The sequence below is a fragment of the Microcoleus sp. Pol12B4 genome, from assembly GCF_036701385.1.
GTDB lineage: Bacteria > Cyanobacteriota > Cyanobacteriia > Cyanobacteriales > Microcoleaceae > Microcoleus.
The window spans coordinates 1-14,769 of sequence record NZ_JAUBQR010000163.1 but is presented as its reverse complement, the minus strand read 5'-3'; the positions used below and the strand labels follow the sequence as shown (position 1 = coordinate 14,769).

Sequence of the window (14,769 nt, the reverse complement as noted above, 5' to 3'; positions counted from 1 at the left end):
CGGAGTTCCGGTACATTTCCCAACTCTTCCGGCACAGACCTTAACGTCCGAGCTGTTTTCATGAAATATATCCACTTGTCAGTCAGAGTCTCTAATTCAGCTAAAGTCTTGTCAAATTTGGGCAACTCAACAAATACAAATTCTAATTCATCCGCCAAATACTCGACCCGATTGTTTTTTTCTTTGATACAAAACCGCGAAATTACTGTTCCCAGATCCTCAAACATTTGGAAATCTGTAATCGTCAAGGCAATCACGGGATTTAAGAGGTTGTAGTTTTCTCCGCTTTTCAATTGCACTGAGTAAGCTTTGGTAGCATTGTATAAAATTCGCTTTTCAAAGGATTCTACATTCAACACCTGCATTTCAATGATCACTGTTTTGCTGCCACCAATTTTAGCTTTAACATCCAAGTAAGTATCTTTGACTCCTTTGATTTTAGGAGCTAAATAAGGGTCAAGAATTTCTAAATCTTCGATGACTGGCTGCGCTTCGTAGAGGATGGCATTTAAGAAGCTAATCAAAATGTCTTTGCTGTCAGCAGAGCCGAAGATTTTTTTAAATGCAAAGTCGGTTTTGGGGTTAATAAAATTCATGGCTTTTTCAATTTATTAGAGATTGAGAGGTGGAGGTTAGAGTTATTTAATTATTTAACTATCATACAATCTTCTAGGTTGGGTTCGCGGACGATCGCCCCAACCAACTTCACCCAAATACGGATGCAAGCCCACAGCAGTCTAGACAAAAGTTCCACTCCCCCATGAGCGCCTGTAGAGTTAATCTAAAATCTAACATCGAAAATCAGCCCTACGCGCTCAGTCATTTTTCCCAAAAAGCTAACTCAGGAACGTTTCGGCAATCGTAAAGTCATGGTAAACAAAGCACCTCAAGTCGGCTAAAAAAAACAGCTATGAAGTTTGTCTGCGTTCTATCCCCTCAACGGTTGCTTTGTGCTGGTATGGCATTGCTCGCTGCGATCGAGTGTGGCGCGTGGCTCGCTCCCAATGGGGCGCGGGCCAATGCTCTTGGGGAAAATTATTCGTCTGTGTCGCCAAAAATCCTGGCTAGTAACGATGTTAATTGCAATGGGGCGCGATCGCCCGAAACTAGGTGTCGAGTAGGCGGTTTGTTCGTCAAAACTCCAAATACGACCTCAGAACAAGTCTTTCCTCTCAAGCAGACTGAAGTTAAAGCCAAAATTGCTGGCAATATCTCCCGCGTCGAAGTTGTTCAGAAGTTTGAAAATCCTTTTCCCGAATCTATAGAAGCTGTTTATATATTTCCTTTGCCCGACGAAGCGGCGGTGGACGATATGGAAATTAAAATAGGCTCACGAATTATTAAAGCTGATATCAAACTGCGCCAGGAAGCTTTGGAAATTTACGAACAAGCCAGAAAGCAAGGCCGGAGTGCGGGTTTGTTGGAACAAGAACGCGACAATATTTTTACTCAGTCTCTCGCTAATATCAAACCGGGAGAAAAAATAGAAGTTACGATTCGCTACACCGAAAGTCTCAAGTTTGCTGGCGGCGATTATGAATTTGTGTTTCCCATGGTGGTAGGGCCGCGCTATATTTCGGGAAATACGATCCCCCCCAACCCTCCCTTAGCAAAGCGGAACTATAGTTCTGGTGCCGATCGCATTAACCCGCCTGTTTTGCCTCCGGGAACACGATCGGGTCACAATATCGCTGTTTCGGTAGAAATAGATGCCGGAGTTGCCATCGGCGATGTCCGCTCTACTTCCCATCAAATTACAACTGACCGCAGCGGCAATATTGTGCAAGTCCAATTAGCCAATTCAGACACAATTCCCAATAAAGATTTAATTCTGCGCTATCGAGTCGCGGGCGAAAACACTCGGGCAACTATTTTGACTCAATCCGACAAGCGGGGCGGTCATTTTGCTACTTATTTGATTCCGGCTTTAAACTACAAAACTAATGAAATTGTACCTAAAGATGTCGTGTTTCTGATGGATACTTCCGGTTCTCAACAGGGCGAACCGCTGGCAAAATCTAAGGAGTTGATGCGCCGCTTTATTCAAGGACTGAATCCCAACGATACTTTTACTATTATTGATTTTGCCAACACTGCAAAAGCGCTTTCAACAACTCCTTTAGCAAATACGGCAGAAAATCGACAAAGCGCAATTAATTATATAGAAAAGTTGCAGGCTAACGGTGGCACTGAACTGCTTAACGGCATTCAAGCAGTGATGAATTTTCCGGCGGTGACAACGGGAAGGCTGCGGAGTATTGTACTAATTACTGACGGTTACATTGGTAATGAAAATGAAGTGCTAGCACGGGTTCAGCACAGTCTGAAACCGGGAAATCGACTTTATAGTTTTGGTGTCGGCGGTTCGGTGAATCGGTTTTTGATTAACCGTTTGGCGGAAGTGGGAAGAGGCACGTCTCAAGTAATTCGTCAAGATGAACCCTCAGCAGAAGCTGCAGAAAAGTTTTTTCGGGAAATTAATCGTCCGGTGTTAACTAATATTCAAATTAGTTGGGAAGGAATGGGGGAAAAACCCGAGATTTATCCGATCGCGCCCCCAGACTTGTTTGCGAGTCAGCCACTGATTTTGTTTGGCAAAAAGACCGATCGAGCTAACGGTCAACTTCGCATCCGTGGCACTCTTGCAGGTGGCAAAGCTTACGAGCAAGTTTTACCTGTTAATTTTGCTCAATCCGGTGGGTGGCAGCGGGAGTCTACTTCAGTCGCAGCAACCGCTACGGATTTTGGCAATCCGGCGGTAGCTCAACTTTGGGGGCGATCGCGCATTAAAGATTTAATGAATCAAATGTTTGGTGGTGAGACTAAATCTCTGGTGGAAGCTGTGACTACTACTGCTCTGACTTATCGCTTGCTGTCGGAATATACGGCTTTTGTGGCTGTGAGCGAAGAAGTGCGAGTCGAAGCAGATGGAACTCGTCGTCGAGTGCAAGTACCTGTGGAATTGCCGCAGGGTGTCAGCTATGAAGGTATTTTCCAGTCGGAGGGGGCAGAGCCAACTAGAGGCGGCACTCGCAGCGTTACCTCGAATCGCAACTCGGCACCAGTGAGTCCAGCTCCTGTTATGCCGCCGCGGCAGCCCGGTTACGGTGAGTTGCAACGCCCGAAGCCTTTGGCTTCTCGCCTCCAAGTAGTTAGCGCCGAAGGGTTGGATGCCGGGGCACTCGCCGCTTTGACTCAATACCTGCAATCGGTTAATCTCCCGGCGCGGGTTAGCGGTGAAACGGTGTGGGAGTTATCGGTACAAGACGGCCGCGTTGCCCGAGTGGCGATAGATACTCAAACCTCGACGCTGCAAGCAACAGACGCGATAGAGACTCTCAACAGGGCCTTGAGGTCCTGGCAACCTCCTGCAGGATTCAAGGGCACGCTGCGTCTAAAGTTGCGAATTACCGTCGATCCTTAAGCAACGAGTATTTATGTCAAAAAACATTAACTTTTAATTCAAAAATACCGAAAGGGCGATCGCTACCGCGAGGAAGATATAAAATCTTTATTAAGAGATTGCCTTTAAACAGAAAGTGATGTTAATGAAATTTATACCGTTTGAGGCAAACGCTAAAACAGTTTCCTTTCTGAAACAGTTTCCTTTCTGAAACAACCTTAACAGTAAAGATTTCTGGATCGAAACCCCCAATCATAGAAGGTATGATGCCCTATGGAAGTTAGTGAACTGCTCAACAATTACGAAAAAGGACAAAGAGATTTTACTGGAGCCGACCTCAGCGGGAAAAACCTCAGCGGAGCAATCTTAATCGGAGTCAACCTTTCCCGAGCTAATCTTTCCGGGGCGAACCTCAGCAGGGCGTTTCTCACCAAAGCAACACTCAACGATGCACAGATGCAAAGAACAAATCTGACTTTTGCCAAAATGGGCGAAACCCAACTTTCGGGTGCAGATTTGACAAAAGCTAATTTGAGTGGAGCTTTTTTGGTAAAAGCAAAATTGCCCAGAGTAAGGTTAAGCGGCGCAACTTTAACTAGCGCAAACCTGCGGGGCGCTGTGTTGTGGAATGCCAATTTGTGCAGCGCCGACTTGCAATTAGTTAACTTGCTGGGCGCGAATCTGACGGCAGCTAATTTTAACTGGGCCAACCTTTACGGTGCAAGGCTCAATAGTGCAAAACTATTTGGAGCTCAATTAACCGGAGTCAGTCTCCGGCGAGCGCAGTTGACAGGGGTGAATCTCTGCGGTGTAGATTTAAGCGGCATTAACGTGAGCGAAGCTAAACTCATGGGAGCTAATTTGGAAGGCTCGAATTTGGTGGGGGCGAATTTCAGCGCGGCTCAGTTGCGTGGGGTGAAGTTGGCGGGTGCAAACTTAACCGGCGCTAAGTTGAGGGGAAGTTGTTTGAGAGGGGCAAATCTGAATTGGGCAAAGTTGTGTCAAGCTGATTTGGTGGCAGCAGATTTGAGCGAGGCGACGTTAATAGGAGCTAATTTAGATAATGCTTTGTTGGCGGGAGCTATTTTGCCGGAATCTACTAGACGCTATTTTTCTTTAGCTGGGGCTGGCAGAGTCAATTCTTGGGAAGTGACGGAAATTAAAAATGGGTAATGGAAAAGGAGGAATTTGGAAGTGGGGAATTGGTAATTGCGTATCTGAATTGGATTTTTGGGCGGGCATCTCGCCCAACCCCTACTCCCCACAATAATTTCCTCCAACTTGACTGTAAAATTTAGATGCGACACGATCGATTAAATCCGGTAACTAGAATTATTAAAAGTGGTAGATATCGTCGCCTGACAGCGTATTGTCCTGTAGCTACAAAGAATTACGCTCCAGGTTTTCTGTTGAAATCAATTCTTTAATCTCAAATCTAAAATCGCTATGACTGTTAATTTTGGGGTGGTGCTGGTAACTGCGGCATCGGAGGCGGAAGCGGAGAATCTAGCGAAATCTCTAGTTGAACACAAGCTGGCTGCTTGTGTGAGTTTGTCACCAATTCGCTCTATTTATACTTGGCAAGGCGAGATTCATGCCGGGTCAGAGTGGCAGTTGGTGATTAAAACTGATATGGCTAAATTTGAGGCTTTAAAAACAAAAGTTCAGGAACTCCATTCCTATGAAGTTCCCGAAATTATTGCTATTCCTATTATCGCTGGCAGCGATGCTTATCTCAATTGGCTGGGAAAATCTTTAAGTTTGTAGTCAAGACTTTAGTCCTAAAGTGTCAAATGAAGAGGGACGAAAGTCCCTACTACAAATGCTCAGGAACCTAGGAATTATGACTGGTAGGGCCAATGACGCCGACTTTGTGGCGAAAACTTAGTTCGCCGCCGAACCAGCCTGTAATGCCCAGCAAGGTTGCAACGACGATCGATATTGCTAAACCTGTATATACTATCGGCTCAGCCGGATTACCTTGTCGCAACACCAGGTTAATCAGGGTAAGTACCATAACCGCCACATTGCCGCCCATGTGCAACCAGCCAGCGCTGCGCTCGCGCACTCTTTTAACTTTGAAAAAATCTAAAAAGCCCGTGATTGCTGCCAAAATCCCCGCAGCAAAACCGACACTCATCAGCCAAACCGAAGCTCTCGCCCAAAACGGATCGCTTGTGAGCCAATAACCGATGTCCGTGCCCGCGGCTCCTACTAAAAAGGCGACCGGAAAGATGACGATGATGGGATGGATGGGATGCCCTGCAACTGAAAGCGTACTCGTAATGCCGGCGTCGCGATACTCTCTGTCGTCACTTTCTAGAATCGGCGGAATATTCGGATAGGGGGTACTATTTCTTTGATTTGTTTCCATGATTTCTAGCGATTAATTTTGTACAAAAAAGCCGTTTTTATTGGATTGAACTTAATCCCAAATCCGCTCGCCATTTTCGTCAACGCGGGCCTGCCGAATTACGTCAGAAATTTCGTCGGCGTCTTTGACGTGGTGCAAAGCTTTCTTTTCCCCATCGGGTTCTTCTACGATCACATAAGTTGGAACTGTAACAACATCGCCCGTGATGTCTGGCACGTGGTCTACCGCCAGTTGCTTGGCTTTTTCTTCAATGCTTTGCGGTTCGTCGGAAATGCGATCGCCCGGATTGACAGTGCGTTCCATATCTTTGCCTGGTTTGTCGATACTCATAAAAACCTCTCTGGTATTTCTAATTTTTTGCTGACTCTAATTCCTACTATTGAACGAAAAATATCTCTACGCAAACATCTCCCGAGGGGTGGAAGTTTCAGTTAGGGCGATCGCAGGCAGCCTCTTCCTGTAGGTAGAGGTTTTTCGGGTGGTTCGGAAAAAACCTAAGCTAAAATCTAAGCATGATATTTTCCTTCCCTTTGAGTTGCCCATGAAAAGTTACGATTGGATTGTTGTCGGCGGTGGCATTACTGGTGCATCACTGAGTTACGAACTGGCAAAAAAAGGTTTTGCTGTGCTGCTTTTGGAACGCGATGCTGCCATGCAAAATGCTACTCGTTTTAGTTATGGTGGCTTGGCTTATTGGTCGGGAACGGCTGATTTAACTCGCCAATTGTGTCAAGAAGGTATCGAACGCCACCGCAATTTATCGGCCCAATTAGATGCTGATACTGAGTTTCGCGAGTTGGATTTGTTGCTGACCATTGATGCGGGCAATGATGCCGAAAAAGTGGCGGCTAATTACGCGCATTTTGCGATTGTTCCGCAGCTTTTGAGTGTTGCAGAAGCTGGCGAGTTGGAACCTTTGCTGAATAAAAGTGCGATCGCCGGAGCTCTGACTGTGCGCCACGGTCACATTTCGCCGACTGCCACAAATAAAGCTTATTGTCAAGGGTTTCTCCGGTTGGGAGGAACTATAGAATTTGCTGAAGTAATTGGGTTTATAGAAGAGGGAAATCGGATTTCGGGAGTCAAGACGGCGCAGGAAATTTATCGTTGTGAAAATACTGTGGTTTGTGCTGGAGGTTGGAGTAGGAGTTTGCTGAAGGTGGCTGGTGTTTCTGTAGGAGTTTATTTCACTCGCACGGAGATTTTGGAAACTGCACCTGTGGATTTGAAACTCAGGACTTTGGTGATGCCTGCGGTATTAAAACGTTTTGAATTGGAAGCTGAATCGAGTAGGATTGAGGTGGATTTTCTTTGGGATGAACCTGGTAAAGAGTTGCTGTCGCCGATTTTAGATTCGGGTGCAATTGGGTTTAATGATGGCAGTTTGCGGATCGGGCAATTGTCGCGCACTTTGAGCGATTTGAATGCTAAAGTCGATCGCGAAACCAGCGAAACGGCAATTCGTGCAGGAATCCGCAAGGTTTTGCCTGATTTGGCAGGTTTACCGGCAACTTGGCACGAGTGTAGTGTGGCATTTAGCGCTGATAATTTGCCTGTAGTGGGGCCGATTGCCGATCGCCCTGGATTGCACGTTTTTTCCGGTCTCAGCAATCCTTTGGTGATTGTACCTGCTTTGGCTGAGCGATTTGCGAATGCGGCGGGGGGAGAAGAAGATAGGGCGATCGCGCTTTTGTCTCCCAATAGATTTTGCTGACAATGACTAATTTTAACTGTTAACTGTTAGCTGTTATCGTCACCACAAAAAGGCAGCGCGACAATAAATGTAGTACCTTTGTCGAGCGCACTTTCCACACTTATTGTACCGCCGTGCAGGTCAACTATGTGTTTTACAATGCAAAGTCCCAAACCCGATCCTTTAATCTTGCCTACATTAGCACCCCGTTCAAACTGCTGAAATAGTTTTCCTTGATATTCCGGTGTCATCCCAATTCCCTCATCTCGAACGCACAAAATTATTTGTTGGTTTTCGCAGCTTAAGTCTAAACATATCTTGCCACCGTTTGGAGAATATTTAATAGCGTTTGAAAGCAGATTAGTGAGAAGGTGGTGCAGTAGTTTAGCATCGAGATTGGCGTGCAGCGGATTTGTGTGACTGCGGAAATGTACTAGGTGTTTGTCGGTGACGATAGGTTGCAGTTCTTCTAAAATAGAATTGCATAAATCCGTAGCATTAATCTGATTTAAATTTAAGGATATTTTCCCTGATTCTGCTTTGCTAAGCATTAAAATATCTTCCAGCAAACTACTCATATTACTGACGGCTTTTTTAATGCGATCGACATTTTTATTGGTAGTTCCGGGGGCTTTATGCAATTCGCTATCTTCTAGCATTTCAGCCGATAACTGTATAGTAGTTAAAGGAGTGTTTAAATCGTGGTAAGCCATGGAAATAAAGCGCGCTCTATTGTCGCTTTTTTCTGCTGCTAATGCCATTATTTTTTTCAGACTAACTGCTTGTTGATGTTTGCTCAGTGCTATCTTGATTGTGGCGTGTAGTTCTCTTTGCTTAAAAGGTTTGAGGAGGTAGCCGTAAGAGCCAGTATTTTCGGCTCGCTCCAAAGTTGCGTCGTCGGCATAGGCAGTTGTATAGATAATTGGGATATCTAATTCTTGATTAATTATTACTGCTGTTTCTATGCCGTCAATATCGCCTTTGATGACTATATCCATTAAGATTAAATCAGGTGCCAATTCGCCGGCGCGCTGAATGGCATCGGCTCCTGAAGAGACAATGCCTGCGATTTTATATCCCAAATTTTCTAATTTTTGAGCTAAACTTTTAGCAATTAAGAGTTCGTCTTCGACAATCAAAATATTAATTGCTTTTTCGGCCCCATCCATAATTTTAAAACCTTTGGGAGTAGTTTAACTCATGAAATTTTAGGTGAAATGCTGTGCCAGTTTGTGTTAACAGTTCGATGCTTCCTTCTAACTGCTCAGTTAAAGTACAGACAACTTGAAAGCCCATTGAGTTAGTTTTCCGAAAATCTAAGTTTCGAGGAAAGCCGATGCCGTTGTCCTTAACTAAGAGGTTGATTTCTCCATCGTCAGTTTGATAACATTCTACACTAACTGTACCACTCGTGGCATCAGGAAAAGCGTGTTTGAGGGTATTTGAAACCAATTCATTGGCAATTAAACCGCAGGGAGCAGCGGTTTCAAGATTTAAGGAAATTGGCTTAGCTAATACCTGTAACTTAATTTGGTTGTTGCTAATATTATAAGAGTGAAACAAGTTACTTACCAAATCTTCAAGATATTCGCCAAAATTAATTTGCGCTAGGTTAGTCGATCGGTACAGTTTTTCGTGAATCAGAGCCATAGAATAAAGGCGATTCTGACTTTCTTCAAACATTTTGCTTACTTGCGGGTCGGCAACTGTGTTCGATTGCAATTCTAACAGACTGGCAACTACGCAGAGGTTGTTTTTGACGCGGTGGTGAATTTCTTTAAGCAAAATTTCTTTTTCTCTGAGGGAGCTTTTCAAATTTGCTTCCGCTTGTTTGCGGTCGCTCAGTTCAGCTTGCAGTTGCTGGTAAAGTAGAGATTGCTGAATAGCGATCGCTAATTGATTCACCAACTGGTGAAATAAATTGATTTCCCATTCTAGCCACTCACGAGGACGATCGCATTGGTGGGCAATCAGCAATCCCCAAAGTTGGCTGTGCTGAATAATCGGCACTACTAACTTTGCCCTAACTTCAATCTGTTTCATAAACTCCGCCACACAAGCTGTAAGGGAGGGAGAATCTAGTTCAGAGATCGCAGAAATTCGCCCTTGCAAATAAAGCTGATAACTTTCAGGCGGAAAAACCTCTTCGCCAAAATATCTATCCACGAGTTGGCTGCATCCTTCTGCCACCGCTTCAGCAATGACTCGGCCGCCGCTTTTGGGTAAAAGTTGATAAACCAAAACTCGATCGGCTAATAATACTTGCTGGAGTTCGGCAACTGTAGTGTTGAGAATTTCCTCTAATTGCAAAGACTGGCGGACGCGACGGGCGATCGCCTCGACGAGCCTTTCTCGCTCGAACTGCTGCTGCAGCGCTATTTCTGCGTATTTAGAATTGGTGATATCGGCGGCGTAACCAATAATTTCGATCGGAATGCTCCTGCTATCAACCAATAGTTTCATTTCCGTCCGCAGCCAGCGGTAAAGTCCGTCCCGGTGCAGAAAGCGGTACTCGCAAATGCAATTTTCACCCTCGGACAAATTAGAAAAGTTTGCTAAAAATTGGAGCCGCTCTTCAGGGTGAATCCGGCTCGACCAAAATTTAGAATCTGCTAACAGTTCTTGGGGATCGTAGCCCACGATTGCCTTAACGTTGTCGCTAATGTAAGTAGTACAAAAATCTCCCGTGGGTGCGGCAGTAAAAATTACTGCCGGATTAGAAGCCAGTAAAAATTGCAGGCGTTCTTTTAACTGCTGAAATTCCATTTCTGCCCGCTTACGATAACTGATATCTTCGATCGCCCCCATGCTGTATAGAGGAATGCCCTCGCGATCGCGGATCAGCGTCACCGTCAAGTTTGCCCACATCAGCTCGCCATTCCTCTTAATCAAGCGTTTTTCCGTTTGTAAACGAGAAATATTGCCGCAGATCAACTGCTTGACTTCCTCTACATCCGCTTGTAAATCTTCTGGATGCGTGAGTTCAGTAAAAGTCATGGTAGCCAACTCCGAATCGCTGTAGCCCAACATCTGGCGGTGAGCTTCATTCACTTTGATCGTGCGGTAGTCGCGCACGCTTGCCAAACCAATCGCGATCGGAGCATCGTCAAATAAGTTGCGAAACTTTTCTTCGCTCTTTTGCAGTGCAGCTTCTGCCTGTTTGCGAGCGGTAATGTCTCGGGCAACCCACATCACCCGATCGAGCTCCAGCGGCGAAATACTGGCATCAAACCAGAATAACTTGCAGCCAATTTCCATGCTGTATTCAACTCTGTGAGTTTGCTTAGATGCTAAGGTTTGGCGAATGTGACCCATGGCAAAATTAGCTTCCGCTTCTGGGAAGATTTCTGCGAGGGTTTTGCCCAGCACTTCAGGAGCAGGTTTGTACAGCAGTTGGGGAGCCGTGGGGGCGATTTTGAGGTAGCGACCGCTTGCGTCGAAAACCAGGACAATATCCGTCATGGCGTTAAACAGCGCCAGCAGTTCGGCTTCTGAGTTTTGAAGTTTTTCTTCGGTCAATTTGCGATCCGTAATGTCGGTGTCAGTGCCAGTCAGGCGGAAGGCCTTGCCAGAAGCCGATCGGATCGCGCTGCCACGGGCAAGTATCCAGCAGGTGCTGCCGTCTTTACGCACCATCCGATGTTCTACTTCATAAATTTCTGTCAAACCCTCTAGATAAGCATTTACTGCTTGGGCGACTGTAACTTGATCGTCGGGATGAACGTGAGATGCCCAATTTTCCATGCGGTTAGGAATCTCTGCATCCTGATACCCCAACAAAGCTTTCAAAGACGGAGCAATGTAGATTTCGTCGGTTTCCAAATCCCAGTCCCAAACCCCCACTTTGCCGGCCGATACTGCCATTTCGTACCATTGTGTCCGCTGCTGCACTCGCAGTTCTAACTCTGCATTGAGCTGCTGCAAAGCGATTTCTGCTTGTTTGCGATCCGTGACATCCCGGCCTGCAGCTTGATACTCGACGATTTGTCCGCTCTCGTCGAATATCGCCCGATCGATCCACTGGTGCCAGCGAATTTCCCCGCTCGGCAAAATTACTTGGTGCTCGCAGGTAAAAATAGGGTTGTCGGGAGACACAGAAGTATATTGCTGTTGAAAAATTTCTCGGTCTGCTTCTGGCAGCAGGGACATGAAGCATTTGCCGAGTAAGTCGAACGCCTGCAGGCCGAAATAACGGCAGTAAGCTTGATTGACAAAAGTTATTTTACCGTCTGGGAGGTAGCGGCAAATCAGTTCGGTTTGGTCTTCCACAATCGCTAGGTAGCGCGCCTCGCTTTGCCGCATGGCATTTTCGGCATTTTGGCGATCGCTGACTTTTTCGAGTTCACAATTGCCCTCTAACAGTTCGCATTGTTCCTGAAGTTTTGCCACTTCTTGATGCAGTGCCTCGATCCAGCTATACATTGCTGGGCGCATCCTTTTTTCGCTGACTATACCTACTGGCTGACCCCGTTCATCTACAATTGGCAAGCAATCGATCGAGTATTGACAAAATAGCTTGAATGCGGTACTAAGATCTGTAAATTCTGATTCTTGTAAGACAATTAAATTCCGCGTCATTGCGTCGGCAACTTTCATGCCTTGCCATCCGTATTCTGCCGCGGCTAAGTTCAGCACGTCTTCCGGGCTTAGCAGTCCGACTAGCTGATTTTCATCGACAACTAAGACGCAACTAATCGATGCTTGTACAGTTTCGTTTGAGTCGTGAAATGCAGGTGAATTAGGCATTGGACAAGGGTTGCTCGTCCGACGCATCAGGGCGATCGCCTCTGCGAGAGAAGTTGAGGGCGCAACCGTGACAGGGTGGCGATCGACAGCTTCGTCAGGCGATCGTAAATTGGCCGACAAATTAGCAAGTTCCATTAGTCTTGGTCAAAAAGTATTGCTAATTAACTTTAGCAACACTTTTAGTCATCAGCCAGATGACTGATGACTTATGACTGATGAGCTGCCTGATTTTCTGCCCATGAGAATATAAGTTTTCATTACCCCTTTGCCTTTAACTTCAATCATTCCTCGCTCCTGAAATAAATATTTATTTTTCAACAACTTATAAGTAGTTTCGCTCACTTGAATCCGCCAAGGCAAACCCTGCGATTCCATGCGGGAAGCAATATTTACCGTGTCGCCCCATAAATCATAAATAAACTTCTTTATACCAATTACTCCGGCAACAACCGGGCCGCTGTGAATGCCGATGCGGATGCTAAAATATTTATTATGGCTAGCATTAAATCTGGCTATTTCTGCTTGCATATCTAAGGCAAATTGGGCGATCGCATCTGCGTGGTCTGCCCTGTGTTCAGGCAGTCCTCCTACTGCCATGTATGCGTCGCCGATGGTCTTAATTTTCTCTAAACCGTGCCGTTCGCACAAAAGGTCGAATCCTGAGAAAATCTTATTTAGGATATCCACAAGTTCGATCGGATTCATGACGGCAGACAATGCAGTAAACCCCACAATGTCAGCGAACAAAACAGTCACTTCCGGAAAGTATTCGGCAATAGTAGTTTCGTTTTGCTTGAGGCGTTCTGCTATTGCCTTGGGCAAGATATTTAACAGCAGTTTTTCGGATTTCTCTTGTTCTTCCCACAACGCATCTTCTGCTTGCTTGCGTTCCGTAATGTCGTGGTAACTCCAGACTCTCCCGATAATGGTATCTCCCAGTCGCTGCGGTTGCGAATAGCGTTCAAAAAATCTGCCATCTTGAAATTCCAACAAGTCGTAACTTTCGGCTTCTGGCTGATCGTAAAGTGATTGTATTCTCTCTTGAAATGCTTGGGGGTCTTTGAGTTGGTTGAGGACAAAGGCGATCGTTATGGCGTCGTCTCGCAGTGCCATCACTTCATTAGGTATGCCCCACATTTCCACAAATTGTCGATTGAAAGTGACGATTTTTCCGTTCCTGTCAATCGCTAAAATACCGTCCGCAGTAGAATCAAAAGTTGCTAGCAGCAGGGACACAGATTTTGCTAGGGCATCCTCTGCCATTTTTCGAGCAGTAATATCTCGCAAAATAGCGCGAATAGCTACTAGCGAACCTGCCGCAAATTTACAGCTTATACTGCCTTCAAGCAAAATATTTTCATGATATTTAGTAATAAATGTTAGTTCAATAGACTCTGGATACAATGTATTTTCATTTACCGTTTTTTTGGTAATAGCTTGATACAATATATCCAGAGACTCTGGGGAACTCTTCGGATGAATGATATCAAAAACAGTCATTTTAGCAATTTCTGCTTCGGTGTAGCCCAAAGTTTCCCGCCAAGCCCGATTTACATACAAAAAATGACCGTCGGCTCCAATACTTTGAATTAAGTCAGTAGCATTTTCAAATAAGTCTCGCAGTTGCTCTTCGCTTTCCCGCAAAGCTATTTCCGCTTGTTTTCGCTTGATAAATTGACCGATCTGACTGCCGATTGTTGCCATTATCTGGAGCAGTTCTTCATCAAAACACTGCACTTCGCGGCTGAAGAAAATCATCACCCCCAACACAGACTTTGCAGAATTTTCAGGGTCGTAGTCGCCCAAAATAGGGAAACCAAAAGCTCCGTGCAGTCCTTCTTCAGCAGCAATTTCGCGGCGTATACAAGTGTCGCTTTTTGTGACATCGGCAATCCACTGAGAGGAACCGCTGGCCCAAACGAAACCGGGTAATCCTTCGCCAAACGCACAAGTCATTTGTTCGGTAAATTCGACAAATTTGGGGATAGAAACTGAGCGTTTTGTCCAACTGGCGACGCAGCGAAGAAAATTGGGGTCGGAAACCGCAGTTATTCTCTTAGTTTCTGACAGGAGTTTTTCCCCAGCTTCTGGCATCCAAAGTTCGGCGGTATCCCATCCCAAGCTGTCGCAAATTACGGGGAGAATTGCTGCTATAGCTTTTTTGATTGTTTCGGATGCCGACAGGATGCGAGTGGTAACGTACTGAGTTATTTGTCGCTTGCGGGCGCGCTGTCTATCTGTGACATCGCGGCCGATGTACACGAAATCTTGAACGGCGAGCCCAGAGCCAGAAATACTTTTAATGTCAGTCGAAATCGCCGTACAGGAAAACGAAACTGTTAGCTTTTCTCCGGTTTTTGCCGTGCAAATTACTTCGGCGTTAGTTTGCAATTTTTGAGGCTCCTCTTGGCTGACTGCTTGCAAAGAGGAGCCAAAAGCAGCAACAGCGTCTATTTGCTGGCCGACTAATTCTGACTCGCTGTAACCGAACAAATCTTGAGCCGCTTGATTGACTTTTTTAATCTTTCCCGAGGCTGTTGTTACCAACAAAAC

At 45.6% G+C, this 14,769-nt stretch carries 10 protein-coding genes; 4 read left to right on the top strand and 6 right to left on the bottom strand.

Annotation, left to right across the window (positions count from 1 at the left end; translation table 11 throughout):
* A partial coding sequence (locus QUA38_RS20595) for an Rpn family recombination-promoting nuclease/putative transposase (RefSeq protein WP_333164985.1) occupies nt 1–596 on the bottom strand: 596 nt, incomplete at its 3' end.
* Nucleotides 597–910: 314 nt separating this feature from the next.
* Here QUA38_RS20595 and QUA38_RS20590 point away from each other — a divergent pair.
* The 3 genes from QUA38_RS20590 (at nt 911) to cutA (ending at nt 5,170) form a co-directional block, all read left to right on the top strand.
* A complete protein-coding gene (locus QUA38_RS20590; RefSeq protein WP_333164982.1) occupies nt 911–3,424 on the top strand; it encodes a VIT domain-containing protein in 2,514 nt (837 codons plus the stop codon).
* A 252-nt stretch (nt 3,425–3,676) separates the two neighbouring features.
* A complete protein-coding gene (locus QUA38_RS20585) occupies nt 3,677–4,576 on the top strand; it encodes a pentapeptide repeat-containing protein (RefSeq protein WP_333164979.1) in 900 nt (299 codons plus the stop codon).
* A gap of 273 nt (nt 4,577–4,849) precedes the next feature.
* Nucleotides 4,850–5,170: a divalent-cation tolerance protein CutA gene (cutA, locus tag QUA38_RS20580; RefSeq protein WP_333164976.1), complete on the top strand. Its 321-nt coding sequence runs from the start codon at nt 4,850–4,852 to the stop codon at nt 5,168–5,170.
* Between the two features lie 67 nt (nt 5,171–5,237).
* On the opposite strand, the gene QUA38_RS20575 is transcribed toward cutA, so the two are convergent.
* Nucleotides 5,238–5,777, bottom strand: a complete 540-nt coding sequence (locus QUA38_RS20575) for a DUF2231 domain-containing protein (protein WP_333164974.1) — start codon at nt 5,775–5,777, stop codon at nt 5,238–5,240.
* A gap of 51 nt (nt 5,778–5,828) precedes the next feature.
* On the bottom strand, nt 5,829–6,107 hold the full coding sequence (locus tag QUA38_RS20570; RefSeq protein WP_333164972.1) for a hypothetical protein: 279 nt from the start codon (nt 6,105–6,107) through the stop codon (nt 5,829–5,831).
* A 211-nt stretch (nt 6,108–6,318) separates the two neighbouring features.
* On the opposite strand from QUA38_RS20570, the gene QUA38_RS20565 reads away from it, so the two are divergent.
* Nucleotides 6,319–7,491: an FAD-binding oxidoreductase gene (locus QUA38_RS20565; RefSeq protein ID WP_333164970.1), complete on the top strand. Its 1,173-nt coding sequence runs from the start codon at nt 6,319–6,321 to the stop codon at nt 7,489–7,491.
* A 26-nt stretch (nt 7,492–7,517) separates the two neighbouring features.
* On the opposite strand, the gene QUA38_RS20560 is transcribed toward QUA38_RS20565, so the two are convergent.
* The 3 genes from QUA38_RS20560 to QUA38_RS20550 all read right to left on the bottom strand — a co-directional run.
* A complete protein-coding gene (locus QUA38_RS20560; protein ID WP_333164968.1) occupies nt 7,518–8,639 on the bottom strand; it encodes an ATP-binding protein in 1,122 nt (373 codons plus the stop codon).
* A 4-nt stretch (nt 8,640–8,643) separates the two neighbouring features.
* Nucleotides 8,644–12,351, bottom strand: coding sequence for a PAS domain S-box protein (locus QUA38_RS20555; protein ID WP_333164966.1), 3,708 nt, complete (start codon nt 12,349–12,351; stop codon nt 8,644–8,646).
* 51 nt (nt 12,352–12,402) lie between these two features.
* Nucleotides 12,403–14,769, bottom strand: a 2,367-nt coding sequence (locus QUA38_RS20550; protein ID WP_333164964.1) for an adenylate/guanylate cyclase domain-containing protein, incomplete at its 5' end; no start/stop codon positions are given.

Coding starts and splice junctions, on each gene's coding strand:
- QUA38_RS20590 (WP_333164982.1), top strand. CDS start 911: ATGAAGTTTGTCTGCGTTCTATCCCCTCAACGGTTGCTTTGTGCTGGT.
- QUA38_RS20585 (WP_333164979.1), top strand. CDS start 3,677: ATGGAAGTTAGTGAACTGCTCAACAATTACGAAAAAGGACAAAGAGAT.
- cutA (WP_333164976.1), top strand. CDS start 4,850: ATGACTGTTAATTTTGGGGTGGTGCTGGTAACTGCGGCATCGGAGGCG.
- QUA38_RS20575 (WP_333164974.1), bottom strand. CDS start 5,777: ATGGAAACAAATCAAAGAAATAGTACCCCCTATCCGAATATTCCGCCG.
- QUA38_RS20570 (WP_333164972.1), bottom strand. CDS start 6,107: ATGAGTATCGACAAACCAGGCAAAGATATGGAACGCACTGTCAATCCG.
- QUA38_RS20565 (WP_333164970.1), top strand. CDS start 6,319: ATGAAAAGTTACGATTGGATTGTTGTCGGCGGTGGCATTACTGGTGCA.
- QUA38_RS20560 (WP_333164968.1), bottom strand. CDS start 8,639: ATGGATGGGGCCGAAAAAGCAATTAATATTTTGATTGTCGAAGACGAA.
- QUA38_RS20555 (WP_333164966.1), bottom strand. CDS start 12,351: ATGGAACTTGCTAATTTGTCGGCCAATTTACGATCGCCTGACGAAGCT.